The organism is Sphingomonas sp. GC_Shp_6 (assembly GCF_026540835.1).
Taxonomy (GTDB): Bacteria; Pseudomonadota; Alphaproteobacteria; order Sphingomonadales; family Sphingomonadaceae; genus Sphingomonas.
In genome coordinates this window covers 171,884-196,075 of record NZ_JALNUO010000005.1, presented here as the reverse complement: position 1 = coordinate 196,075, position 24,192 = coordinate 171,884, and the positions used below count along the sequence as shown (strand labels likewise).

23 protein-coding genes and 1 pseudogene are annotated in these 24,192 nt (G+C 67.6%); 10 read left to right on the top strand and 14 right to left on the bottom strand.

The features are described from left to right. On the top strand, positions 1 to 268 hold a 268-nt coding region (locus OXQ95_RS09020), incomplete at its 5' end, for a type VI secretion system tube protein Hcp (RefSeq protein WP_267381246.1). Positions 269 to 397: 129 nt separating this feature from the next. On the opposite strand, the gene OXQ95_RS09015 is transcribed toward OXQ95_RS09020, so the two are convergent. Beyond that, positions 398 to 847 carry a DUF6641 family protein gene (locus OXQ95_RS09015; RefSeq protein ID WP_267381245.1) on the bottom strand — a complete coding sequence of 150 codons (450 nt, stop codon included), beginning with the start codon at positions 845 to 847 and terminating at the stop codon, positions 398 to 400. 481 nt (positions 848 to 1,328) lie between these two features. Here OXQ95_RS09015 and OXQ95_RS09010 point away from each other — a divergent pair, with 481 nt between their 5' ends. Together OXQ95_RS09010 and OXQ95_RS09005 are read left to right on the top strand one after the other, a co-directional pair. Further along, on the top strand, positions 1,329 to 1,976 hold the full coding sequence (locus OXQ95_RS09010) for a hypothetical protein (protein ID WP_267381244.1): 648 nt from the start codon (positions 1,329 to 1,331) through the stop codon (positions 1,974 to 1,976). Continuing rightward, positions 1,973 to 2,368, top strand: coding sequence for a hypothetical protein (locus OXQ95_RS09005; protein WP_267381243.1), 396 nt, complete (start codon positions 1,973 to 1,975; stop codon positions 2,366 to 2,368). The genes OXQ95_RS09010 and OXQ95_RS09005 overlap by 4 nt, the downstream gene beginning before the upstream one ends. A 192-nt stretch (positions 2,369 to 2,560) precedes the next feature. Here OXQ95_RS09005 and OXQ95_RS09000 read toward each other — a convergent pair. The 3 genes and pseudogenes from OXQ95_RS09000 to OXQ95_RS08990 form a co-directional block, all read right to left on the bottom strand. Then, a pseudogene (locus tag OXQ95_RS09000) lies at positions 2,561 to 3,026 on the bottom strand (IS5 family transposase); the annotation flags it as partial. Positions 3,027 to 3,992: 966 nt separating this feature from the next. Then, a complete protein-coding gene (locus tag OXQ95_RS08995; protein ID WP_267381242.1) occupies positions 3,993 to 4,673 on the bottom strand; it encodes a tRNA (guanine(46)-N(7))-methyltransferase TrmB in 681 nt (226 codons plus the stop codon). A gap of 51 nt (positions 4,674 to 4,724) precedes the next feature. Then, the gene (locus OXQ95_RS08990; RefSeq protein ID WP_267381241.1) at positions 4,725 to 5,699 is read right to left on the bottom strand and encodes a hypothetical protein; all 975 of its coding nucleotides are present in this window, start codon (positions 5,697 to 5,699) and stop codon (positions 4,725 to 4,727) included. A gap of 263 nt (positions 5,700 to 5,962) precedes the next feature. On the opposite strand from OXQ95_RS08990, the gene OXQ95_RS08985 reads away from it, so the two are divergent. The 3 genes from OXQ95_RS08985 (at position 5,963) to OXQ95_RS08975 (ending at position 10,653) form a co-directional block, all read left to right on the top strand. Beyond that, on the top strand, positions 5,963 to 7,333 hold the full coding sequence (locus tag OXQ95_RS08985; RefSeq protein WP_267381240.1) for a hypothetical protein: 1,371 nt from the start codon (positions 5,963 to 5,965) through the stop codon (positions 7,331 to 7,333). Between the two features lie 74 nt (positions 7,334 to 7,407). Next, a complete protein-coding gene (locus OXQ95_RS08980; protein ID WP_267381239.1) occupies positions 7,408 to 9,429 on the top strand; it encodes a M3 family metallopeptidase in 2,022 nt (673 codons plus the stop codon). A 63-nt stretch (positions 9,430 to 9,492) separates the two neighbouring features. Further along, the gene (locus OXQ95_RS08975) at positions 9,493 to 10,653 is read left to right on the top strand and encodes an alpha-hydroxy-acid oxidizing protein (protein WP_267381238.1); all 1,161 of its coding nucleotides are present in this window, start codon (positions 9,493 to 9,495) and stop codon (positions 10,651 to 10,653) included. A gap of 120 nt (positions 10,654 to 10,773) precedes the next feature. Here the strand turns inward: OXQ95_RS08975 and OXQ95_RS08970 are convergent, their stop codons facing one another. Continuing rightward, positions 10,774 to 11,550 carry a sulfite exporter TauE/SafE family protein gene (locus tag OXQ95_RS08970; RefSeq protein ID WP_242097263.1) on the bottom strand — a complete coding sequence of 259 codons (777 nt, stop codon included), beginning with the start codon at positions 11,548 to 11,550 and terminating at the stop codon, positions 10,774 to 10,776. Between the two features lie 5 nt (positions 11,551 to 11,555). Beyond that, entirely contained in the window at positions 11,556 to 12,767 is a 1,212-nt protein-coding gene (locus OXQ95_RS08965; protein ID WP_242097127.1) for an LL-diaminopimelate aminotransferase, read from the bottom strand. A gap of 139 nt (positions 12,768 to 12,906) precedes the next feature. Here OXQ95_RS08965 and OXQ95_RS08960 point away from each other — a divergent pair, with 139 nt between their 5' ends. The 3 genes from OXQ95_RS08960 to clpS all read left to right on the top strand — a co-directional run bounded on the left by OXQ95_RS08960 (position 12,907) and on the right by clpS (position 15,838). Beyond that, positions 12,907 to 14,622, top strand: a complete 1,716-nt coding sequence (locus tag OXQ95_RS08960; protein WP_267381237.1) for an alpha/beta fold hydrolase — start codon at positions 12,907 to 12,909, stop codon at positions 14,620 to 14,622. A gap of 86 nt (positions 14,623 to 14,708) precedes the next feature. Then, entirely contained in the window at positions 14,709 to 15,377 is a 669-nt protein-coding gene (locus tag OXQ95_RS18805) for a phasin family protein (protein WP_267381236.1), read from the top strand. 134 nt (positions 15,378 to 15,511) lie between these two features. Further along, positions 15,512 to 15,838 (top strand): ATP-dependent Clp protease adapter ClpS, encoded by a 327-nt coding sequence (gene clpS / locus OXQ95_RS08950; RefSeq protein ID WP_242097265.1) that lies wholly within the window; start codon positions 15,512 to 15,514, stop codon positions 15,836 to 15,838. A 24-nt stretch (positions 15,839 to 15,862) separates the two neighbouring features. On the opposite strand, the gene OXQ95_RS08945 is transcribed toward clpS, so the two are convergent. After that, positions 15,863 to 16,597 carry a Crp/Fnr family transcriptional regulator gene (locus OXQ95_RS08945; protein WP_267381235.1) on the bottom strand — a complete coding sequence of 245 codons (735 nt, stop codon included), beginning with the start codon at positions 16,595 to 16,597 and terminating at the stop codon, positions 15,863 to 15,865. A 124-nt stretch (positions 16,598 to 16,721) separates the two neighbouring features. Here OXQ95_RS08945 and murA point away from each other — a divergent pair, with 124 nt between their 5' ends. After that, on the top strand, positions 16,722 to 18,005 hold the full coding sequence (gene murA, locus OXQ95_RS08940) for a UDP-N-acetylglucosamine 1-carboxyvinyltransferase (protein WP_242097130.1): 1,284 nt from the start codon (positions 16,722 to 16,724) through the stop codon (positions 18,003 to 18,005). A gap of 16 nt (positions 18,006 to 18,021) precedes the next feature. On the opposite strand, the gene OXQ95_RS08935 is transcribed toward murA, so the two are convergent. From OXQ95_RS08935 to lgt, 7 genes are all read right to left on the bottom strand, one after another. Next, complete coding sequence (locus OXQ95_RS08935; protein WP_267381234.1) at positions 18,022 to 18,540, bottom strand: phosphoribosyltransferase family protein; 519 nt, start codon at positions 18,538 to 18,540, stop codon at positions 18,022 to 18,024. Beyond that, the gene (locus OXQ95_RS08930; protein WP_267381233.1) at positions 18,540 to 19,550 is read right to left on the bottom strand and encodes an adenosine deaminase; all 1,011 of its coding nucleotides are present in this window, start codon (positions 19,548 to 19,550) and stop codon (positions 18,540 to 18,542) included. The genes OXQ95_RS08935 and OXQ95_RS08930 overlap by 1 nt, the downstream gene beginning before the upstream one ends. A 45-nt stretch (positions 19,551 to 19,595) precedes the next feature. Then, positions 19,596 to 20,918 carry a cystathionine gamma-synthase family protein gene (locus tag OXQ95_RS08925; RefSeq protein WP_242097133.1) on the bottom strand — a complete coding sequence of 441 codons (1,323 nt, stop codon included), beginning with the start codon at positions 20,916 to 20,918 and terminating at the stop codon, positions 19,596 to 19,598. Between the two features lie 54 nt (positions 20,919 to 20,972). Then, the gene (gene pgeF / locus OXQ95_RS08920; RefSeq protein WP_267381232.1) at positions 20,973 to 21,734 is read right to left on the bottom strand and encodes a peptidoglycan editing factor PgeF; all 762 of its coding nucleotides are present in this window, start codon (positions 21,732 to 21,734) and stop codon (positions 20,973 to 20,975) included. Next, entirely contained in the window at positions 21,731 to 22,237 is a 507-nt protein-coding gene (locus OXQ95_RS08915) for a GNAT family N-acetyltransferase (protein ID WP_267381231.1), read from the bottom strand. Before OXQ95_RS08915 ends, pgeF begins: the two co-directional genes overlap by 4 nt. Further along, positions 22,234 to 23,214, bottom strand: coding sequence for an SAM-dependent methyltransferase (locus OXQ95_RS08910; RefSeq protein WP_267381254.1), 981 nt, complete (start codon positions 23,212 to 23,214; stop codon positions 22,234 to 22,236). Before OXQ95_RS08910 ends, OXQ95_RS08915 begins: the two co-directional genes overlap by 4 nt. Before the next feature lie 83 nt (positions 23,215 to 23,297). Next, positions 23,298 to 24,179, bottom strand: a complete 882-nt coding sequence (lgt, locus tag OXQ95_RS08905) for a prolipoprotein diacylglyceryl transferase (protein WP_267381230.1) — start codon at positions 24,177 to 24,179, stop codon at positions 23,298 to 23,300. Positions 24,180 to 24,192: the final 13 nt, after the last annotated feature.

Sequence of the window (24,192 nt, the reverse complement as noted above, 5' to 3'; positions counted from 1 at the left end):
ATACTGCTGGAACGGCAAGCAGATAAGCAAGGGAACACTGACGTGCTACCGCTCTGACGGCGATGATGCCTCGATCCTCTATCTTCAGATCGATATGGAGGGAATTATCGTCTCCAACGTGAGTATTGGCGGGGGGCAAGGGGATCTCCCGACCGAGAACATCTCGCTGGCTTATGGCAAGGTGACCTACAGTTATAAGTCGCAGAAGCCCGACGCCGGCGGGGTGCAGCCCGTCTCGCACGACCTCATCAAGCAGGTGGTGACCTGAGCCGACCGTGACCGCCGGTAGCGGCAGCTAGGCTGGCCTTCCGCCGAAAGCTGCCCTTCCGCTTTCCACCAAAATGCGACGTACAGGCGAGCTGCCAGCCGACGACGCTCGCCTGTTTCGTATCGCATGTCACTCCGGCTTGCTAAATCGCGTTTTGAACGATGCCACCGCTGCAAGGATCACCGTGTCCAGCTCCCCGGCTCGAACAGCGTCTCGGACGGTGGCCAGCGTGCTGACCAGATTGTCACGGGTTTTCACCCTGATTGCCGCCTTGCCCTTTTGAAGTTCGAGAACGTGGTTTCCGTACTTGATCCACAGGAGGATCGAGCCGTCTTTATCCTCCATCCACCATGGCCGGACACGGGTCGGAATAGCGTTTTCAGAAACCTGATCGTTTTCGAGGTCTCGGCTGCGGCGATATTTGATCCTTTGGAACGATTGACCCGCCTGCCGAGCTTCCGCCAGCGAGATCTGATCATCGATACGATCAATCAGCTTCTGACGCATTGTTACGATACCCTTGATGCGAACAGTAGCCGGGTCAGCCGCATTGAAGGTGAGGGTGGAAAGTAGCGTCATTATCGATCTCCATTGATTGAGACCGAGTCCGTCCAACTGACCGGGAAATGAGACAACGCAAACGGTTTGTCCGCCGGTTGTGAATGGTCGAGCAATGAGTGTGATCGAGCATGCGCAGGGGATAAGCACGGTTGTCATTGTAAGCCTTGCGAGTGTTAAACAACCATCAAACCGTGCAGAAAACTCTTGAACTCCAAGGAGTTAGAAGTCGAACCGGTTCTTCGTAATGCGGGGGTCACAGGTTCGAGTCCTGTAAGCGGCACCACACTCTAGAATTTAAGACCGTAGAGGACGTAGCTGGGCACCTGATGGCGGCTCGAGAACGCGCGCGCGCCGGTTTGGGCTTGACTTGTTGGAGAATGTTGCTCTTATGTTCCGGCCTCAACGGAGCGGGGCGGCATCATGGACATTGACGTGGAGGAACAACGGCGCGCTTTCGGGCGCTGGCTGACTTTTCGATCTCACCGGCCCCGCAGACGCAATGACCGCGGAGGTGCTGCAAAACCAAACGCGGCAGCTTTCCGCTCAGATTAAGGCGATCGATCCTGCCTGGCATTACGACGAGATCGTGCCGACCGACGCGCTCGGCAATCGGATCGAAACGATACAGGGCCTGACAGCGAAGGTGAACGATCTGCGTTTTCAGCGCGCTGCAGTCACTGCGCGCGTGAGGGGCGATTATGGGTCGCTTCAGGTGGAGACGCTGCGATTTGTTCAGCGGAACGCCGATACGGCATATGATCAAGGAGTTGCGTTGCTCAAGGCGGGCCGGCTTACGCCGAAGCTGTCCGATCAGGAAGCGCTGGGAAACTTTGTTGATCGGCAGGTTCGCCGCAGTCTCCGTGAGCGTTATAATCAATCTGGCATCGACTCGGCTGGTGCTGGGCCGGTGCGGGTCAATCGGAGGGAGAACAACAGTTCGGGCGGCGATCTCACCTATCGCCGTCCCGATGCGCGGGTCGATGATGTGGCGTTCGACGTGACCCTGACCCGCAAGACGCTGAGCACACCGCAGGTTCGAGGATTCTTCGACTCCGATTTCCGTCCGATCCGCGTGGTCATCATCCGCCCGCGCCAGCTCGGAGCCGACCACACCTACGCTATTCCTCGTCCGGAGACGAAACGATGAGCAGACCGAACCCCTACTTCAATCCTAAGCCTTACATCCCGGCAACGCTGAGCGAGATCAACGATCTGCTGGGATCAATGATTCTGTACGCTCCGACGTTCGTGGACCCCCTCGGCGACTTTCCTAATCGTAACATCGACAGCGAGTTCCACACGCTGACCGGCGGATTCGAGGTCGTCCGCAAGAAGCTGGGTGAGGAGCGCTATGCGTCGCTGATGGACCTAGCCGTGCTGGCCAAGGCGCTATTCGCGGCCGACCAGGACGACACCAACGGGAAGACGGACGAGGGTCGTGCGTTGCTGTTCGAGATGGAGGACGTGCTGAAGGACGTTTGCAACCGGCGCGTCCGAGAGGAACTGCCGGACGATGAGGGCGAGGTCAGCGGCGACTGATCGCAATTTCCCAATGATCTGAGTTCCCAGCTTTGTCCTCTGTGGGGCACCACCTTATCTCATTCTGTTTTGTACGGAAAACTCTGCATCGCCTGATACGTCAGTCTTGCGGAAGTTGCGCCGTGTGAGCAAGGTGCGAGCATTGCAGCAAATTGTTACCGTGTTGTTTTACGTAGGCTCAGGACTCATTGGTCATAGCCAGAAGATGACGGTGGCAGCGAGAGCGATGGCGGAGAGGAACACGGTCGGGCAGCGGTCGTAGCGGGCAGCAACCCGGCGCCAGTCTTCAGACGCCCGAACATGATCTCGATGCGGCTGCGCCGGCGGTACCGGCGCTTGTCATACGTGATAGGCGCAATCCGAGATTTACGACCAGGGATGCAGGGCTGGATGCCCTTGGCCTGGAGAGCGTCCCTGAACCTGCCGGCGTCATATCCGCGGTCGCCGAGCAGCCACTGTGCCTTGGGCAGCTCGTCGAGCAGGGCTGCCGCGCCGGTATAATCGCTTACCTGGCCTGCGGTCATGAAGAAGCTCAAAGGGCGGCCATTCGCATCGCTGACGGCGTGAAGTTTGGTGTTCATGCCGCCTTTCGTGCGGCCGATCAGGCGGCCAAGATCCCCTTTTTAACCCGCAGGCTGGATGCCGTGCGGTGCGCCTTGCCAGCTTGTCCATTCGGCGATTGCGAGGGCATGAAGCGGGAATATCGTGGGCTCCCCATTCTTTGTACGCTCGCCCGGCAAGCGCCAGACCGCTGCCGCCCTATCCAGTTCCGCCCACGCCAAGCCCGTGACTTCCTCCCGGCGCTGCCCGTGGCGATCAGTAGGCGGACTATTGGCCCAAAACAGCGATGCGATTTTGACGCCGCCAGCCAGACCCGGCGCAGCTCGTCGTCAGCTAACACGCGATCACGCGCCTTTACCGGTGGAGGCGTTTCCATACCTTCCATCGGGGATCGCATCAGATCCCCGCGCCAGATCGCCCACTTGAACAGGCGGCGCAGGATCGCGAACACGTTACGCCGTCACGCCTGCTGAGCGACCGGCCCGGCATCGAACACCGGGACAACATCGGCCCGCGTGATTGTTGGAAGCGCCTTGCTGCCAAGCACGGGCGTGGCATGTAGCCGCAGCGATCGTTCGACCAGTCTGCGCCAGCCATCGCCCTTAGAGCCGTCATAGAAGGAGTTGGCGTAAGCGTTAAAGGCGAGGTTTACGGCATCCTGCCGACGCTTCTGTCGGCCTCCGCCGGGTCGCTCCCTTGCGCAACCAGAACTGCAAGGCGCTCGGCTTCAGTTCGGGCAGTGGTCGCGTCCATGGGGAGCCGTGGGCGCCTATCGTGTAGCGGCGCGTTTTCGCCTCGCGACCGCCCATCCGATATTGATAGATATCGGCAACGGCCCCGGCTGGCGTGATCTTGGCCCCAAATCTTTTCAGATCGTCGTCCCACAGGAAGGCAACGCCAGCGCTAGGCTTGAGCGCATCGACCGTCCGCTTGTTGGCCTTGCCTGTAGCCATATCGGAACCTCGCTGGCAATCACCGTAGCGGGAAGCTGCGGGAACAGCAAGGGAACGAGGGGAAGCGGTGTCCTCTTAGTGAGGCGTGAACGGATGCCGAACGTGGCGTATCATCGCCGGATATACCGGAAATACCAGACCTCGTGCCCTTGGCGGCGCGCCTTGCGTTCGTAGCGCGTCTCGGGCCAGTCGGCAGGGCGCGTCAGGAAATCGGCGGGGCCGCGGGCCTGCCAGACGAAATCGGTGCGCGTATTCATCACCATCATCGCCCAGCGGCAATAGGTGGGATCGTCGGTGCCGAGCCGAAATTCGGCGCCCGGCGCAAGCTTCGCCGCGATCAGGTCGAGCGGGCCGTGATTGACCATCCGCCGCTTGGCATGGCGCGCCTTGCGCCACGGATCGGGGTGGAGGAGGTAAACGCGCGACAGGCTGGCATCGGGCAGCCGCTCGATCACGGTGAGCGCGTCGCCCATGTGCAGGCGCACATTCGTCAGGGCGCGCTCACGGACGTGGGCGAGCGCGCCGACCACGCCGTTCAGGAACGGTTCGCAGCCGATGAAGCCGGTATCGGGGTTGGCCTCCGCCTGCGCGGCCAGATGCTCGCCCGCGCCAAAGCCGATCTCGAGCTGCAGCGGGCGCGCATCGCCGAACAGCAGCGGCGCGTCGATCGGCCCGTCTTCGGGCACGCTGAGGCCGGCGAGCGTATCCTCGACCAGGGCGGCCTGCCCGGCGCGCAGCTTGTGGCCTTGGCGGCGGCCATAGAGGCGGCGGATCGTGGCGGGATCGTTCATGGCGCGACGCCCTACGGCGCGAACCCCATCACGGCAATGGCCGGGCAGGACCTAGAGCGCGGGCGTGAGCGGCCGGTGCGGGCCCCGCGCCCGGCGCACGCGGCGGGCGATCTCGCCGCCCAGATCCCCGGCGGCGAGGCCCAAACCGGCCAGCACATGCGTCGCCACCTGGATCGAGGCCATCATCGTCATCAGCGCGGCGACGTCGGTGGTGCGGCCGAGCAGCGCGGCGGTGATGCCGGCGAACACCAGCTCCTTGTTCGAGATGAGCGGCAGCCGGTAGATCAGCAGCTTCATCGCCGAGAACACCAGCCACCAGCCGACCGCGATCTGCGGCAGCGCGAGGTGCCAGAGCAAGGCGGTCAGCCCGATCGTCGCGGTGGCGCGCACCGCATGGATCACGGTGATCTCGGCGAGCAGCGCCGGCGCCAGGCCGAACAGCGCCTTGCGCAGGAACAGCGCGGCGGCGGGCGGGGCGAGCACGATCACGCCCGACACGAGCACCGCCCAGACGGGCAGATGGAGGTGAAGCGCGCGCACCACCGGGATCGCGGCGATCGCGACCAGCGCGGTGGCGCCGTTGCCGACCGCGGCGGACAGGATCGACACGTCCTTCACCGCGCCGAACGCCTGCGCGCTTACCCGGCCCTCGCGCCGCGCCCAGGCATAGAGATAAGCCTCGCCGACATAGCCGAACAGCAATTCGTTGCCGACCATCTTGCGCACCGTAGCGAGCAGGCCGCGCGCCGGCATCGCCCAGATCCGGCGATAGATCAGCCAATCGCACGCCGGTGGCACGAGATAGGCGACCGCGAACACCAGCCAGAACAGCGGCCGCGTCGGCACCATCGCCAGCACCATCGGCCAGTCCATCGCGTGCAGCTCGAACACCGCCGCCGCCAGCACCGCGAGCGCGATCGCCGGTGCGCCGAAGCGCGCGACCAGCGTGCCCTCGCCGCCGATCGCGTGCGCGAACGCCGCGGTGCGGATCGACCAGCCGCGCAAGGTTCGAATCGGACGGTTCATGGCACGGCTTCCTGCACGTTGGGCGCTTCCTGCACGTTCGGCTCCCGCCATCACGACGACGCCGCGCGCCCCGATCCGCAGCGAGATCCCGTTGGTTCTTATACCCAATCTGTGGCAACTGCACGGCCGATGCGGCGGGGTGCCGCGGCGGTGCGAGGAGTGGGCCCCTGGACGTCCGATCGAACCGGGGCCGTGCGGATGCGGCCACGCTGCTGCTGCTGCTCGCGGCCTTCGCGCTCAGGGGCTGGGAATTCGGCAATCCCGTGATCCATGTCGACGAGCAATATTATCTGCTGGTGGGCGACCGGATGCTGCACGGCGCGGTGCCCTATGTCGATCTGTGGGACCGCAAGCCCGTCGGTCTGTTCCTGATCTATGCGGCGATGCGGCTGCTGCCGGGCGACGGGATCCTCGCCTATCAGATCGTCGCCACGCTCTTCGCCGCCGCCACCGCGATGCTGGTGGCGAAGGGCGCGCGGATGCTGGGCGCGGGCCGGCTGGCCGCTTTGGGGGCGGGGCTCGCCTATCTCGTCTGGCTGCCGCTGCTGAGCGGGCGGGGCGGGCAGTCGCCGGTGTTCTACAATCTGTTCATGACGGGGGCCGCGCTGCTGACGCTGCGGCTGCCGGGGCTCGCCACCCGGCGCGCGATCGTCGCGAACGGCGCGGCGGCGTGCCTGCTGGCGGGCCTGGCGATCCAGACCAAATACACGCCGTTCGTCGAGGGCGCGTTCTTCGGGATCGTCCATCTCCGGTATCTCCGCAGGGCCGGGGCGCGGTGGGGAATCGTGCCCGCGGCGTTGCTGTGGATCGCGCTCGGCGTGTTACCCACCGCGCTGGTCGTCGCCGATTTCGCGATGCGCAGCCGGGCGGTGTTCGACCTGTTCTGGTTTTCCAATTTCGGATCGGTGCAGCTTCGCCGCGGTTATCCTGCCGCCAAGATCGTCGGGCGGCTGTCGGGCACCTGGGCGCAGCTCGCGCCGCTGGTGCTGTGCGCCGCGGTCACCACGCGGCGCGTGCGCACGCCCGAAATGCGGATCGCGCTCGGCTGGCTCGCGGCGGGGCTGGTGGGTTACGTCATGATCGGCGCGTTCTTCGATCATTACGCGCTGCCCCTGGTGGCGCCGCTCGCGATCCTGGCGGCGCCGACCTTCGCGCGCCGGCCGCGCGTGATGGCGGCGGTGGTCGCCGCCGGCATGGCGGTGCTGGTGGCCAAGGCGGTGCTGCGGCCGAACGACGCCGCGGGCGCGCGGGCGCTGGGCCGCGTGGTGGCGGCGAACGACGCCGGCGGCTGCCCCTATGTCTTTGCCGGCGATTCGGTCACCTATCTGCTCGCCCATGCGTGCACGCCCACCGCCTATGCCTTTCCCTCGATGCTCGCCTATGCCCCCGAACAGGGCGCGAGCGGGGTGGACGAGGCGGCCGAGGTGCGCCGGATCATGGCCAAGCGCCCGCCCGTCGTCGTGACGCTCGCCGCGCCCCTCGCGCCGTGGAATCCCGATACGCACGCCATCGTCGCCGCCGCGCTCGCCCGCGATTACCGGCCGGTGTTCGCCACCCCGCGCGAGGGCACCATCGCGGTCGCGTGGCTGCGGCGCGACCGGCGCTTCGTCCGGCCGGCAGCCGAACCCCGGTGAGCGGTCCCCAGTGAGCGACCCCTTGTGGGACGTGGTGCCGGCGGCCAGATAGTGGCGATCTACGAGGAACCCGCATGAATCCGCTGCTCGACACCGTTTCCCTGCCCCGTTTCACCGAATTCGCGCCGGAGCAGATCGCTCCCGCGCTCGACGCACTGATCGCGCGGCAGGACGCCGCGGTCGACGGCCTGGTCGCCGCGCGGCCTACGGATTTCGCCGCCGCCTGGCTGCCGCTGGAGCGGATCGACACCGATCTCGACGCGCTATGGTCCACCGTGTCGCACCTGCACGGCGTGGCGGACACGCCCGCGCTGCGCGCCGCGCATGCCGAGGGGCAGCAGCGGCTCGTCGAGACCAGCATGCGGATGGGGCAGAATCGCGAGCTGTTCGAAGTGCTGACCGCGCTGCGTGATTCGTCGGGCTTCGCCGATCTGTCGGGGGTGGACCAGGCCGCGGTGATCCGCGCGATCCGCGGTTTCGAACAGTCGGGCGTCGGTCTGGACGCGGCGGCGCGCGAACGCTTCGGTGCGGTGCAGGTCGAGCTGTCGGCATTGGCCAACGCCTTTTCGAGCGCCGTGCTGGACGCGACCGAGGCGTGGAGCGAGCACGTCACCGACCCCGCGCTGCTCGCCGGCCTGTCGGATGCGGACAAGGACATGTTCGCCGCGGCGGCGCGGGCCAAGGGGCTGGAGGGCTGGCTCGTGACGCTCCAGCAGCCGAGCGTCAGCGCGATCCTCAGCTTCTGCGAAAACCGCGATCTGCGCGCGCGCGTCTACCGTGCCTATGGCACGCGCGCGTCCGATCAGGGACCGAACGCCGGCGCATACGACAACGGCCCGCGGATCGCGCGCATCCTCGAGCTGCGCCGCGAAAGCGCCGCGCTGCTCGGCTATGCCGATCCCGTCGCCCTATCGCTGTCGACCAAGATGGCCGAGGATGCTGACGAGATCCTCGCCTTCCTGCGCGACCTCGCACGGCGCGCGCGGCCGTTTGCCGAGGCCGAGCTGGCCGAAGTGCGCGCCTATGCCGCCGAGCATCTGGGCATCGCCGATCTCCAGCCCTGGGACATGGGCTTCGCCTCCAATCGCCTGCGCCAGGCGCGCTACGCGATCGACGAGCAGGCGGTGCGCGCCTATTTCCCGGTCGAGCGCGTCGTCGCAGGGTGGAAGACGCTGCTGACCGACCTGTTCGGGATCACGCTGGTGGAGCGCACCGACGTGGCATTGTGGCATGCCGATGCGCATTTCTACGATCTGCGCGATGCAGATGGCAGCGTATTCGCCGGGCTGTACGTCGATCTCCACGCACGCACCGGCAAGCGGGGCGGCGCATGGATGGCGCAGGCGCGATCGCGCATCGCGGACGGCGAGCGATCGGGCGTGCCGGTCGCCTATCTCACCTGCAACTTCGCGCCGGCGGGCGAGACGACGCCCTCGCTGCTGAGCCACAACGACGTCGGCACGCTGCTGCACGAGACCGGCCACTGCCTCCACCATCTGTTCGGCCTGATCGAGCGGCCGATCATCGGCGGTATCACCGGCTTCGAATGGGATGCGGTCGAGCTGCCGAGCCAGTTGATGGAAGACTTCGCCTGGGATCCGAAGGTGCTGACGGGGATGTCGGGCCATTATCGGACGGGCGAGCCGCTGCCGGCCGATCTGTTCGAACGGATGCTCGGCGCGCGGCGCTTCCAGGCGGGGCTGGGGCTGCTGCGCCAGGTGGAATTCGCGATGTTCGACCTGCTGCTGCATCTGGGCACGCTCGGCGACGATCCGATCGCCGTGCACGATGCGGTGCGCGACGAGGTGGCGGTGACGCGGCCGCCCGAGTGGCACCGTTTCGCGCATGGCTTCAGCCACATCTTCGCGGGCGGTTATGCGGCGGGCTATTACAGCTATCTCTGGGCCGAGCTGCTCGCCGCCGACGCGTTCGGCGCGTTCGTGGTGGCGGGGCTGGTCGACCGCAAGACGGGCGATCGGCTGCGTGCAGAGATCCTGTCGCGCGGGGCGAGCCGCCCGGCGATCGACAGCTTCCGCGCGTTCATGGGCCGCGATCCGGATCCGGCGGCGATGCTGGTGCGGCACGGCTTGCAGTAGCGGGCGCGCGGGGGCAGGCTGGCGCGGACCCCGCGGCGAGACGGGGCGCAGAGGATCCGAACCATGCCCCATTATGGTGACTACCAGAACACGATCTACGGCGCGGGGCTTGCCGGCATCGTGCCGCGCGTGCCCGTCGATTTCGCGCTGCTGGAGGCGCGCGCCACCGCGGCGATGCCGCCCCAGGTGCTCACCTATGTCCAGGGCGGCTGCGGCGACGAACAAACGCAGCGCCGCAACGCGGACGCGTTCGGCCATTGGGGCATGGTGCCGCGGATGATGGTGGACGCGACGCGGCGCGATCTGTCGGTCGATCTGTTCGGCATGGCGCTGCCGTCGCCCTTGTTCATGGCGCCGGTGGGGGTGATCGGGATCTGCACGCAGGACGGGCATGGCGACCTGGCCGCCGCGCGCGCCGCCGCCGAGACGGGGGTGCCGCTGATCGCCTCCACGCTCTCCAACGATCCGCTCGAGGACGTGGCCGCGGCATGCGGCGACACGCCCGGCCTGTTCCAGCTCTACACCCCCAAGGACAAGGACCTCGCCGCCAGCCTCGTGTCGCGCGCGGAGGCGGCGGGGTACAAGGGCATCGTGGTGACGCTCGACACCTGGGTGACGGGCTGGCGGCCACGCGACCTGAACGTCGCGAACTTCCCGCAATTGCGCGGCGCGGTGCTGCGCAATTATTTCACCGACTCGGTCTTTCGCGCCCGGCTTGCCAAGCCGCCCGAGCAGGACCCCGCCGCCGCGATCCAGGCGTGGGCGCAGACCTTCGGCAAGGTGCTCACCTGGGCTGACATGCCGTGGCTGCGCTCGCTGACCACGCTGCCGATCGTCCTGAAGGGGATCTGCCATCCCGACGATGCCCGCCGCGCGGTGGGCGAGGGCGCGGACGGGATCTATTGCTCCAACCATGGCGGGCGCCAGGCAAATGGCGGGATCGCTGCGATCGACCTGCTGCCCGCCGTGGTCGAGGCGGCGGGCGACGTGCCCGTGCTGTTCGATTCGGGCGTGCGATCGGGCACCGATATCGTGAAGGCGCTGGCGATGGGCGCGCGGGCCGTCGGGGTGGGGCGGCCTTATGCCTATGGCCTTGCGCTCGACGGCGCGGCGGGCTGCGCGCATGTGCTGCGCTGCCTGCTGGCGGAGGCGGATCTGCTGATGGCGGTGAACGGCTATCCGACCATCGCGGACGTCCGCGCGGCGGGCGCGGTGCGGGTGTAGTCACACAGCGCCGTTTGAGCCTGTCCCGCATTGCGAAGGCTCGCCTGCGGAAAACGTGCTTGGGCAGGCCCGGCACGAACGGAGCGAGATAACGCCATCCCTCTCAAGCGCCGTCTTCATTCAGAGCAGCAGCTTGGCGCCCACCACCGCGAGAGTCGCCGCGAGGATCGGCCCGAGCACGCGATCGGGCACGCGCGAGGCCAGCAGGCTGCCCGCGACGATACCCGGGATCGATCCCGTCAGCAGCGATCCGAGCAGCGCGAGATCGACCGCGCCGAGCGCCCAATGACCGAGCCCGGCGACGAGCGTCAGGGGCACCGCATGGGCGATGTCGGATCCCACCAGCCGGTTGATCGGCAATTGCGGATAGAGCACGAGCAGCGCCGTCATCCCCAATGCGCCCGCGCCGACCGAGGTGAGCGACACCAGCACGCCCAGCAGCGCGCCGAGCAGGATGGTGAGCGCGGCGCGGTTTGGCCCCTCTACCGTACCGATGCGCGGCGTCAGCCATCCGACCAGACGCGCGCGGAACAGGGTGGCGATCGCGGTGACGACCAGGGTGGTGCCGAGCACCACCGTGATGACGTGGTCGACCGCCGCCGACCGCTCGCCAGCATGGCCGAGCAGGAGCAAGGTGACGAGCGTCGCCGGGATGCTGCCGGTGGCGAGCCGCCGCACGACGCGCCAGTCGACCGTGCCGCGCCAGCCATGCACCGTCGTGCCCACCGTCTTGGTGGCCGACGCATAGAGAAGATCAGTGCCGACCGCAGTCGCCGGATGGAAGCCGAACACCAGCACGAGCAGCGGCGTCATCAGCGATCCGCCGCCGACGCCCGTCAGCCCGACGAGCAGCCCGACGACGACGCCGGCGATCGAATAATAGGGATTGATGTGCAGGACGCTCAGCCCGGCGTCTGCGTAGGCGTGTTGACGCCCATGCTGGCGAGATAGCGGCGCACGTTGCGCGCGGCCTGCCGCAGCCGTTGTTCGTTCTCCACCATCGCGATCCTTACGAAGCCTTCGCCGTTCTCGCCATAGCCGACGCCCGGCGCGACCGCGACGTGTGCGCGGGTGAGTAATTGTTTGGAGAACTCAAGGCTGCCTAGGTGCGCGAGCGCCGGCGGCAGCGGCGCCCAGGCGAACATCGACGCCGCGGGCGAGGGAATGTCCCAGCCGGCGCGCGCGAAGCTCTCGACCAGCACGTCGCGGCGCTTGTGATAGAGCTGGCGGTTCTTCTCGACGATGTCCTGCGGGCCGTTGAGCGCGGCGCAGGCCGCTGCCTGGATCGGGGTGAACGCGCCGTAATCGAGATAGGATTTCACCCGCGTCATCGCCGCGATCAGCTTCTTGTTGCCGACCGCGAAGCCCATCCGCCAGCCGGCCATCGAATAGGTCTTGCTGAGCGAGGTGAATTCGATCGCGACGTCCTTGGCGTCCTTCACCTGCAGGATCGACACGGTCGGCTTGCCGTCGAAATACAGTTCGGAATAGGCGAGGTCGGAGACGATCCACACCTGGTTCTCGCGCGCCCAGGCGACGAGCCGTTCGTAGAAGGCGAGATCGACCGTCTCGGCGGTGGGGTTGGACGGATAGTTGACCACCAACACGCTGGGGCGCGGCACGGTGAACGCCATCGCGCGCTCCAGGCTTGCGAAATAGGCGTCGTCGGGCGTCGTCGGCACCGCGCGGATCGTGGCGCCGGCGATGATGAAGCCGAAGGTGTGAATGGGATAGCTGGGGTTGGGCGCCAGCACCACGTCGCCCGGTGCGGTGATCGCGGTGGCGAGGCTCGCCAGCCCCTCCTTCGAACCCATGGTGACGACGACCTCGGTCTCGGGATCGATGTCCACGCCGAAGCGGCGGCCGTAATAATTGGCCTGGGCGCGGCGCAGGCCCGGAATGCCCTTCGATTGCGAATAGCCGTGCGCGTCGGGCTTGCTCGCCACCTCGATCAGCTTTTCGATCACGTGCGGCGGCGGCGGCAGATCGGGATTGCCCATGCCCAGATCGATGATGTCCTCGCCGCCCGCGCGCGCCGCCGCCCGCATGCCGTTCACCTCGGCGATGACATAGGGGGGCAGGCGCTTGATGCGGTAGAACTCGTCGTCGGACATGGATGGGCCTTTCGTGAATGGGCTTCCTAACCCAGCCGGTGCGGGCGCGAAAGGCGGAGGGGGCGTCTCGTGCCGTCGCTGCGGCCGACGCATGACGTCGCGCGTTCTTGTCGCTAGACTGCGAATCCAACGCGAGAGGATGTCCATGGTCGATGCGCCCGAACCGCCGAACCTGGCCGATCCGCGCCATTGGGCCGCCGTGATCGGCGATGCGCAGCGGATGCTGCAAGAGCGGTTCGCGGTGCCCGCCGGCCTGCCGGGGATCCCGGGCTTCACCGATCCCGCCACGCTGGAACGCCTGCGCGACGGCTGGATCGAGGGAATGACGCTGTGGCAGCGCATGCTGCTCCCCGCCGAGCCGGCATCCAAGACACCGGCGGCACCCGAGCGCGACCGGCGCTTCAAGGCGGATGCGTGGCGCGACGATCCGCTCTTCGCGACCATCCGCCGCAGCTATGGCCTGATCGCGGAACAGGTGTTCGCCAGCATCGACGCGCTGGAGGGGATCGATCCGGCGCAGCGCGATCGGCTGCGCTTCGGGGTGCGCGGCTGGATCGATGCGATGAGCCCGAGCAACTTCGCCGCGACCAACCCCGAAGTGATCGCGAAGACGATCGAGACCGGCGGCGAGAATCTGCTGAAGGGGCTCGCCAATCTGCTCGGCGACCTGTCGCGCGGGCAGATGACGCACGTCGCCCCCGGCGCGTTCGAGCTGGGCCGCAACCTGGCCACCACGCCCGGCAAGGTGATCCTGCGCACACCGCTCTACGAGCTCATCCATTACGCGCCGACGACGCCCTCGGTGCTGGCGATCCCGCTCGTGATCTTTCCGCCTTGGATCAACCGCTTCTACATCCTCGATCTGACGCCCGAGAAAAGCTTCATCCGCTGGGCGGTGGGCGAGGGGCTCTCCGTCTTCATGGTCTCGTGGAAATCGGCGGATGCGAGCATGGCCGATGTCGCCTGGGACGATTATGTCGCGGCGCAGCGCGGGGCGATCGATGCGGTGCGCGCGCTGCTGGCGGTGCCCGCGGTCCATGCCATCGGCTATTGCGTGGCGGGCACCACCCTTGCCGCCACGCTCGCGGTGCAGGCGGCGTGCGGCGAAGCCGACCGGGTGGCGAGCGCCACCTTCTTCACCGCGCAGGTCGATTTCTCCGAGGCCGGCGAGCTGAAACTGCTGGTGGACGATGCGCTGATCGCGCTGACCGATCAATTGTCGCCCGACGGGTTCCTCGACGGGCGGTTCATGGCGATGACGTTCAACGCGCTCCGCGGCCAGGATCTGATCTGGAACTACGTCACCAACAATTATCTGCTCGGCAACGACTATGCGGCGTTCGACCTGCTCCACTGGAACGGCGACACCACCAATCTGCCGGGCACCTGGCACCGCAGCTATCTCGCCGATCTCTACCGCGACAACCGGCTGATCGAGCCGGACGCGCTGTCGGTGGGCGGGGTGGCGATCGATCTGCGGCGCGTGACGACGCCCGCCTATGTCCAGGCGGGGCGCGAGGATCACATCGCGCCTGCCGCCAGCGTGTTCAAGCTGACTCATGCCCTGTCGGGGCCGGTCACGTTCGTGCTCGCGGGGTCGGGCCATATCGCAGGCGTCGTGAACCCGCCCGCCTCGGGCAAATACCAATTTTGGACCAACCCGGATCGCACCGGGACGGTCGGTGAATTCCTCGCGGGCGCCACCGAGACGAAGGGGAGCTGGTGGCCGCACTGGCTCGCCTGGCTGCGCGGCCACGGCGCGGACAGCGTCGCGGCGGACGGTGCGCGGATCCCGGGAGAGGGCGCCTATCCGCCGCTCGCCGACGCGCCCGGCGACTATGTTCGGATGCGGTGAGAAAATGGTGCGCTGCAACATAAGCCGCTTGCAACCAAATCGTCGAACGTTTATTGTGCACTGCAGCAGAGGATTGGAGCAGGACTGTGAACGCCGAGACGCCGATCACCCCCGAGGCTGATGCCGACGCCGCCCAGGCGGCGATCGTCGAGACGATCGCGCATGCGGGCCCCGTCGACAGCGGCGTGCCCTTCGCCAATCCCAAGCGGAGCCGGGCCAAGCCCAGGGCTTTGCCCGTTACCGAAACCACAGCCGCCGCGATCCCCGCGGCCCCCACGCACGAGGATAGCATCATGGACAGCAGCACGTTCACCGCCGCCGCCGACACCACCGCCGACGTTCAGGACAAGGCCCAGGCCGTGTTCGGCGATCTGAACGATCGTGCCAAGGGCGCAATGGAAAAGGGCGCGAAGATGATCGAAGAGCTGAACGCCTTCGGCAAGGGCAATGTCGAGGCGATCGTCGAATCGTCGAAGATCGCGGCGCGCGGTTTCGAGACGATCGGCCAGGACGCCGCGGATTACGGCCGCAAGTCGTTCGAGGGCGTCGCCGCCGCCGCGCGAACCATGGCCAGCGTGAAGTCGCCGACCGAGTTCCTGAAGCTCCAGAGCGATTTCATGCGCCAGATGTTCGACTCGATGGTCGCCGAGACGTCGAAGAACACCGAGACGATGCTGAAGCTGGCCGGCGAGGTCGCGCAGCCGATTTCGAACCGCGTCGCGCTCGCCGCCGAGAAGATGAAGATCGCCGCCTGAGCGCCGATCGCCTGGACGTCGGAAAAGGGCGGTCGTCGGAACGGACGGCCGCCCTTTTCCACGTCATCGGCCCTTGCCCTGAGGGCGGGGCGTGCCATATTTCAGGGCACATCATGCAAGCCCCAATCATTCATATGGCCGAACGCCGCGACGATCAGGACGACGGCACCGGGATCGGGATCGCGACCAAGACGCGCAGCCGGACCAAGCAGCCGACGCCCTACCGCGTCCTGATGCTCAACGACGATTACACCCCGATGGAATTCGTCGTGCTGTGCCTCCAGCGCTTCTTCCGGATGGACATGGAAGCCGCCACGCGCGTGATGCTCCACGTCCACCAGAAGGGCGTGGGGGTCTGCGGGGTCTTCAGCTACGAAGTCGCCGAGACCAAGGTGGGCCAGGTGATGGATTTCGCCCGGCAGAATCAGCATCCGCTGCAATGCACGCTGGAAAAGGCGTAACGGCGCGGCGCCCCCGCGGATCGGTCAGGTATCGGCGGCCAGCCAGCCGAAATCGCGCTTGGTCGTGCGATCGGCATAATGCGCGGCGCGCGCGAGCGTTCGTTCGTCGAGCAGCGTGACCCGGCCGCCGTCGCGTGCGATCAGCCCCTCGTCTTCCAGTTCGCGCAACATGCGGTTGACATGGACCGAGGTGAGCCCCGTCGCGTCGCCGATCTCCTCCTGGGTCAGCCCCAGCACGAAGGTCTTGCCGATCGCGCGGTTGGTGCGGGCGAGGCGATCGCGGATCTCGAGCAGCAGCGCGGCGATGCGGGCCTTGGCCGACGTCCGCCCCAGGCCCGCCAGCCGGTCGGTGAGGGCGACGCGCTCGATCTGGTTCAGCACGATCACCGCAGTGGCGAGCCGGGGATGCTCGCCGAGCACACGCGTGAAGGCGCCGCGCTCGAAGGGGCACACGGTGCAATCGGTGAGCGCGGTCAGCGTCTCGGGCGACTGGCGATAGGCGAGCGCCGACAGCGCGAGCAGGTCGCCGGGGAACAGAAAACGCAGGATCTGCCGGCTGCCGTCGTGGAGCAGCACATAGCTCATCATCATGCCGCTTTTCAGTACGAACAGCTCGGTGACCGGGTCGTGTTCGCGCAGAAGAATTTGCCCGCGGCGCACGATGCGCTCGCGTTCGGTCAGCTGGTCGATCGCGACGCGTTCGTCCGGCGTGAGTTCGATAAGATCGCCAAGCCGCTCGGCGAAGTAACGTTCGGGCACTCAGATGTTCCCCCCATGTACCCGGCTGAAAGCAAAGCGCCGAAACCCGCGCATTAAAATATATCAAGCGCCGGTCGGGTGCGGCGCGGCTTGCACGATCGGCAGGGCGCGATAGACGGGGGTGATGGACCGTATCCTCATCCGTGGCGGCAACCGCCTGAATGGCCGCCTGCCGATCTCCGGCGCCAAGAACGCCGCGCTCACGCTGATGCCCTGCGCGCTGCTTACCGACGAACCGATGACGTTGCGCAACCTGCCGCGGCTGGCCGATGTCGACGGGTTCGGGCATCTGCTCAACCAGCTCGGCGCCTCGACCAAGATCGAGGGTTCGCGGCCCGAGGATTTCGGCCGGGTGATGACGATCCGCACCGGGCGGCTCACCTCGACCGAGGCGCCCTATGACATCGTGCGCAAGATGCGCGCGTCGATCCTGGTGCTGGGGCCGATCCTGGCACGCGCGGGCGAGGCGACGGTGTCGCTGCCCGGCGGCTGCGCGATCGGCAATCGCCCCATCGACCTGCACCTGAAGGCGCTGGAGGCGATCGGCGCGCAGATCGAGCTGGCGGCGGGTTACGTCAAGGCGACCGCGCCCGGCGGGCGTCTTGCGGGCGGGCGCTACAGCTTTCCCGTGGTGTCGGTCGGCGCGACCGAGAATGTGGTGATGGCGGCGGTGACGGCGCGCGGATCGAGCCGGATCGAGAATGCCGCGCGCGAGCCCGAGATCGTCGATCTGTGCAACTGCCTCGTCGCCATGGGCGCGCGGATCGCGGGCATCGGCACCGAGACGCTGGAGATCGAGGGCGTGGATCGGCTGCACGGCGCCACCTACCGCGTGATGCCCGACCGGATCGAGGCGGGCAGCTATGCCTGTGCCGCCGCGATCACCGGCGGCAGCCTCGACCTGATCGGCGTGGCGGCCGAGGACATGGGCGCGACGATCACCGCGCTGGTCGAGGCGGGCGTGTCGGTCGAGCCGCTGAACGACGGCCTGCGCGTCTCCGCGGACGGGCCGCTAAGGCCCCTGACGCTGTCGACCGCGCCCTATCCGGGCTTCGCGACCGACATGCAGGCGCAGTTCATGGCGATGCTGTGCAAGGCGGACGGCGCCAGCGTGCTGACCGAGACGATCTTCGAGAACCGCTACATGCACGTGCCCGAACTCGCGCGGATGGGCGCCGACATCCATGTCAGCGGGCGCACCGCGGTGGTGCGCGGCGTGCCGACGCTGACCGGCGCCCCGGTGATGGCGACCGATCTGCGTGCGTCGATGAGCCTGATCCTGGCGGGGCTCGCGGCCGAGGGCGAGACGCAGGTCAGCCGCGTCTATCACCTCGATCGCGGCTATGAACGGCTGGAGGAAAAGTTGTCCGCGGTGGGCGCCGATATCGAGCGCGCCAGCGACGGCTGACGCGCGCTGCCGGCGGTCAGGCGATGCGTTCGGGCACCGCGGCGGCATCGCCGTCGAGTGCGGCCTGCGGCGCCACCGCCTCCCAGGGAAAGACGAACCAGTCCTTGGTGACGGCGCGGTCGATCGTTCGCGCGCGGTAGTCGACGCCTTCGGTCGAGCTGCGATTGTCGATCAGCACCGCGAAGCGCACCGCGCCCGGCGCCGCATTCCCGGCGGCGAGCGCCGCGCGGAGCCGGGCGATGGTCCGCCCCGAATCGTTGATGTCGTCGAGGAACAACAGCCGCTCGCCCGCGCGGGTGCGATCGGCAAGCCTAGCGAGCGGGGCTTCGGCAAATTCTTCCACCTGGCTCGAATAATCGACCGACAGCATCGGCAGGCCGCTCGCATGGCTGAGGAACACCGCAGGCACCAGCCCGCCGCGGCCGACGCCGATCAGGAAATCGGGCGTCCATGCCGGATCGGCGGCGAGGGCCGCGGCCAGCGTCTTCACGCCGGCGACGAACTCGTCCTGCGGGACGTGCGTGAAGACCGGCATCAGGCGGCGGCGACATAGGCGTCGAGCGCGGCGAGGTGCTTTGCCACCGCCGCGTCGGGCAGGAAGCTGCCAAGGAAGCTGTTGCGCGCGAGCGTCGCGAGATCGCGCCGGTCGAGCCCGCGCGCATCGGCGGCCGCACGGTAATTGTCGGCGATATAGCCGCCGAAATAGGCGGGATCGTCTGAATTGATCGTCGCGCGCAGCCCCTCGCGCAGCATCCGGTCGATCGGATGCGCGTCCATCGTGTCGACCACGCAGAGCTTCAGGTTGGACAGCGGGCACACCGTCAGCGTCATCCCCTCGCGTGCGAGGCGGGCCACGAGCACGGGATCCTCCAGGCTGCGATTGCCATGGTCGAGCCGATCGATGTGCAGCAGGTCGAGCGCTTCGTGGACATATTCCGGTGGTCCCTCCTCGCCGGCATGCGCCACGCGGCGCAGGCCGAGCGCGGCGGCGGCGGCGAAGACGCGCGCGAACTTGGCGGGGGGATGGCCGAGCTCGGAGGAATCGAGGCCTACTGCGGCGATCCGGTCCACCCAGGGCTTCGCCATCTCCAGCGTCGCGAACGCATCCGCCTCGTCGAGATGGCGCAGGAAGCACAGGATCAGCGCCGAGGTGAGCCCGTGGCGCGCCTCCGCCTCCGCCATGCCCGAGAGCAGGCCGCGGATCACCGTGTCGAACGCGATCCCGCGCGCGGTGTGGGTCTGCGGATCGAACATGATCTCGGCATGGACCACGCCGTCCGCCGCGGCGCGATCGAAATAGGCGATGGCGAGATCGTGGAAGTCGCGCTCCTCGCGCAGCACGTCCGCGCCCTTGTAATAAATGTCGAGAAAATCCTGCAACCGCGAGAAGCTGTAGGCGGCGCGCACCGCCTCGACATCGGCGAACGGAATGTCCACGCCGTTGCGCCGTGCCAGCGCGAACATCAGCTCGGGCTCGAGGCTTCCCTCGATATGGAGATGAAGTTCGGCCTTGGGCAGGCCGGCGATGAAGTCGGGCATGGTCATGCCCGCATCATCGCCGCGATGCAGCATCGAGGCAAGGGCGCGAGCCTACACCGCCGCCAGCGCCTGGTCGAAGTCCGCGATCAGATCATCGGCATCCTCGACGCCGATCGAGATGCGCACCAGATTGTCGGTGATGCCGAGCGCCTGTTTGCGCGCCTCGGGCACCGACAGATGAGTCATCGCGGCGGGGTGGCTGGCCAGAGTCTCGGTGCCCCCAAGGCTGACCGCGAGCTTGGCGATCTTGAGCGCGTCGAGAAACGCGAAGGCTTCGGTCTCGCCGCCCTTGACGAGGAGCGAGAAGGTGGAGCCGGCACCGGTGCAGTGGCGCCGATAGATATCGGCCTGCCGCTCCATGCCCGGCGTGTCCGCCAGGAAACCCAGATAGCCGACGCGCTCCACCTTGGGATGGTCGCGCAGGAAGGCGCAGACCTTCACCGCATTCTCGCCGGCGCGGCTCATCCGCAGCTCGAGCGTCTCAAGGCTGCGGAGCAGCATCCATGCGGTGTTGGGATCGGTGATCGTGCCGATCGTGTTGCGCATCGATCGGATCACGTCGATATGCGCCTTCGACCCCAGCACGCCGCCCGCCACCAGGTCGCTGTGCCCGCCGGCATATTTGGTCAGGCTGTAGACCACGATATCGGCGCCGTGCTTCAGCGGCTGGTGCCAGAGCGGCCCGAGAAACGTGTTGTCGATCGCGATCGGCGGCTTCTCGTCACCGAAGATCGCGTCGCGGCTGGCGGCGACCGCCTCCACGTCGACCAGCGCGTTGGTGGGATTCGCCGGGCTTTCCAGATAAATCAGCGCGACATGGCCCCTGGCCGCCTCGCCCAGCACCGCGTCGATCTCCTCGCGCGTGGCGCCGGCGGGGAAATCGAGCCATTTCACGCCGAACTTGCCTAGGATACGGCCGATCAGCGTTTCGGTGGCGGCATAGAGCGGGCCCGAATGGACGATCGTGTCGCCCGGCTTCACCATCGCCAGGAACAGCGTGGCGATCGCCGACATGCCGCTCGAAAAGGCGAGCGCATCCTCCGCCTCTTCCCAGACGCCCAGGCGATCCTCCAGGATTTCCTGGTTCGGGCCGTTGAAGCGCGAATAGACCAGCCCCTCCGCGCCGCCCGGGCGCTTGCCGGTCACGCCCTCGAAATGGCGCTTGCCCGCCGCGGCATTGGGGAAGACGAAGGTGGAGGTGAGGAAGATCGGCGGCTTCAGCGACCCTTCCGACAGCATCGGATCATAGCCGTGGCCCATCATCAGCGTGGAGGGCTTCAGCTTGCGGCCGCCGATTTGCTCGACCGTCGGCTTGGGCGCGATTCGCGGCGCAACGCCGGTCAGGTCGGCTTCGGTCTCGTCGAATTCGGGCATCGCCATTCTCCTCGGTTGCAGAACGCATAGGCCCGGAGATGGTGTCGGGCGAAACTATTCCACCGCGATGATCGCGATCTGGCGGCCATTGTCGCCTTCGCCGTGGTGCGTGGCGCGCCGATAGCTGAAGAAGCCGTCCGCATCGGCATAGGTGTCGATCCCCAGCGCCTCGATCCGGCCGACCCCCGCCCCGGCCAGCCGGTGCGCGACATAGGCCTCGAGATCGAACTGGTAATGGTCGGCGCGGCGGCCATCGGCGAAGAAACGCTCGTTTTCGGGATCGTCCGCGGCGAAGCGGCGCAGAAACGCGGCATCGACCTCGTAGGAGGCGCGTGCGATGCAGGGGCCGATCGCGGCGACGATCCGGCCGCGATCGGCGCCGATCGCCTCCATCGCCAGGATCGTCGTGTCGGTGATCCCGCCGATCGCGCCCTTCCACCCGGCATGGGCGGCGGCGACCACGCCCGCCTGCGCATCGGCCAGCAGCACCGGCGCGCAGTCCGCGGTCAGGATGCCCAGCGCGAGGCCCGGCCGATCGGTCACCAGCGCATCGCCCTGCGGGCGGTGGCCATCGGCGGGCGGCACCAGGATCGTGACCGCATCCGCCGAATGGACCTGATAGGGCGTGACGAGCGCGGCGCCCGGCCGCACCGCGCGGGTGGCGATCAGCCGGTTCTGCGCCACCGCCTGGGGATCGTCGTCCGAGCCGACGCCGACGTTCAGGCTGGCATAGGCACCCGTCGAGACGCCGCCGCGCCGGCCAAAAAAGCCGTGCGGCAAAGCCCCCAGTGCACGCGCGCGGATCGGGTCGGTCATAACGCCAGCCTCATCACATCATCCTCGTCGCGGTGCGTGCCCACCATGAAATCATAGGTGCCGACCCGCTCGAAGCCATAGCGCTGGTAGAAGCGCCGCGCGCGCGCATTGTCGACGAAGACCGACAGATAAAGATCGGCGGCGCCAAGCGACCGGGTGGCGTCGATCGCCCAGTCCATCAACTGATGCGCCACGCCGGCACCCTGCCATGGCGTGAGGACGTAGAGCTGGCGCAGCTCGGCCGACGGGCCCCGCGGCGTGAAGGGGAGTGACGGCGGCCCGATCTTGGCGAAGCCGGCGGCGATGCCCTCATCCTCCGCCAGCCGCACGCGCAGCGCCGGGTCGGCCAGTTCGTCGGCCCAGCGCGCTACGCTCAGCTTCTCGAGGAAGGCGGCGAGGTTCTCGGGGCTATAGAGATGCCCGAAAGTCTCGATGAAGGCGCGCGTGCTGAGATCGGCGAGGCACGCGGCATCGGCTGGAACGGCGTCGCGACAGGCGATCATGCGAAGGTTGCCGGCACGGGCCACCCAGGCGCGGTGACCGCGAGCGCGCGGAACAGATCGCCCATCGCCTCCATCAGCCGGGCGCGGTCCGCCAGCAGCGCTTCGGCCCGTTCGGGCGCGCCGCGGGCGAGTGTGGCCGTGCGCTGGTCGATGCCGAGGCCACCCAGCAGGTTGCGCTGCGCGATCGGCCCCCAGGCCACCGCGCCCGCGCCCTTCGCCGCGGCGGAGAGCGTGGCGAAATCGACATGCGCGGTGAGATCCTGTTCGCCCGGCGACGCGAACGGATTGGCATGCGCATGGCCACGCACCGCCTGCAGCGTGTCGCCGATCGCGGGCCCCTCATAGCCGTAATCGATCGCGAGCAGCGCGCCGCCGCCGCGTGCGATCCGCCCGGCGAACCCGCGCATGACCGCGACCGAAGTGGGCGAGGTCTCGATGATCGACCCCGGCGCGGCGTCGCGCAGCGCCTCGGGGATCACGGCGTCGGGCAGCGGCTTGCCTGCGATCGGCAGGAACAGCGTGTCTTGCGCGGCGACCAGCCGCTCGTGCCAGCCCTGCCGCTTGACGAGCTGGCGGATAGGAAGCGCGTCGAAGAACTCGTTGGCCACGACGATCAGCGCGCGATCGGCCGGCAGCGTGTCGATCGAATCATGCCACTGCGCCTCCGGCACGCGCATCGCCTGGGCCTCGCGCAGCACGGGGCTCGTCTCGACGAAATGCACCGGCGGCGCGAGCCCCGCCTTCGCCATGGCGCGCAGCGCATCGGCGGCGAGCGTGCCGCGGCCGGGGCCCAGCTCGACCCAGGCGACATCCGGGCGGCCCGCGCGGTCCCACAGGTCGGCGCACCACAGGCCGATCAGTTCGCCGAACATCTGGCTGATCTCCGGCGCGGTGGTGAAGTCGCCGCCCGCGCCCAGCGGATCGCGCGTGGCGTAATAATGCGCGTTCGCCGCTGCCATATATTGCGCGACCGACATCGGCCCCGCGAGCGCGATCGCGCGGGCCAGGCGTTCGGGAAGGGCGGTGTCGGTCACGGTCGTGCCAGCGATGGGGGAGGTGGTCAGGCGACGCTCTCGCTACCCGCGATCGGCTCGATGCGGTGGCGGCGGCCGGCGGCGGTGGCGACCAGATAGGCGCCGCCGATCAGCATCGGCACGCACAGCCACTGGCCCATGTGGAGCCCCGTCGCCTCGGCGAAGGCGCGCAGCTGCTGGTCGGGCTCGCGGAAGAATTCGACCGTGAAGCGCGCGAGGCCATAGCCGATCAGGAACAGCCCGACGAGCTTGCCCGGATCGTAGCGCGCCTTCGTCCGCCAGAAGGCGAACCACAGCAGCGCGAACAGCACGACGCCCTCCAGCCCCGCTTCGTAGAGCTGGCTCGGATGCCGCGCGGGCTCGATCATGCCGAACGGCACGGTGTGATCGAAGACGATGCCCCAGGCGGCGTTGGTCGGCTTGCCCCAGAGTTCGCCGTTCACGAAGTTCGCGATCCGCCCGAAGCCCAGGCCGAAGGGCACGCAGCAGGCGATGTAATCGTGGATGCGCAGCCAGTTGAGCCCGTGCTTGCGCGCGAACAGGATGATCCCGATTGAGGTGCCGATCACCCCGCCATGGAACGACATGCCGCCGTCCCACAGGCGCAGGATCCGCACCGGGTGCAGGATCATCTCGGGCGCGTAGAAGATCACATAGCCGATCCGCCCGCCCAGGATGATCCCGAGCGTGGCGTAGAAGACCAGATCGTCGGCGTGACGCCGCGCCATCGGCGCGCCCGGCTGAGCCAGCAGCTTCAGCAGATACCACCAGCCGACGACGATGCCGGCGATATAGGCGATCGAATACCAGCGCAGCGTGAAGAAGCCGATCGAGAAGACGTCGGGATGCAATCCCAGGTCGTCGAACCGGATGGGCCCCGAAGCGGAGGCGAGAAGTGGCAGGATCAAGGCTTTTCCCTCT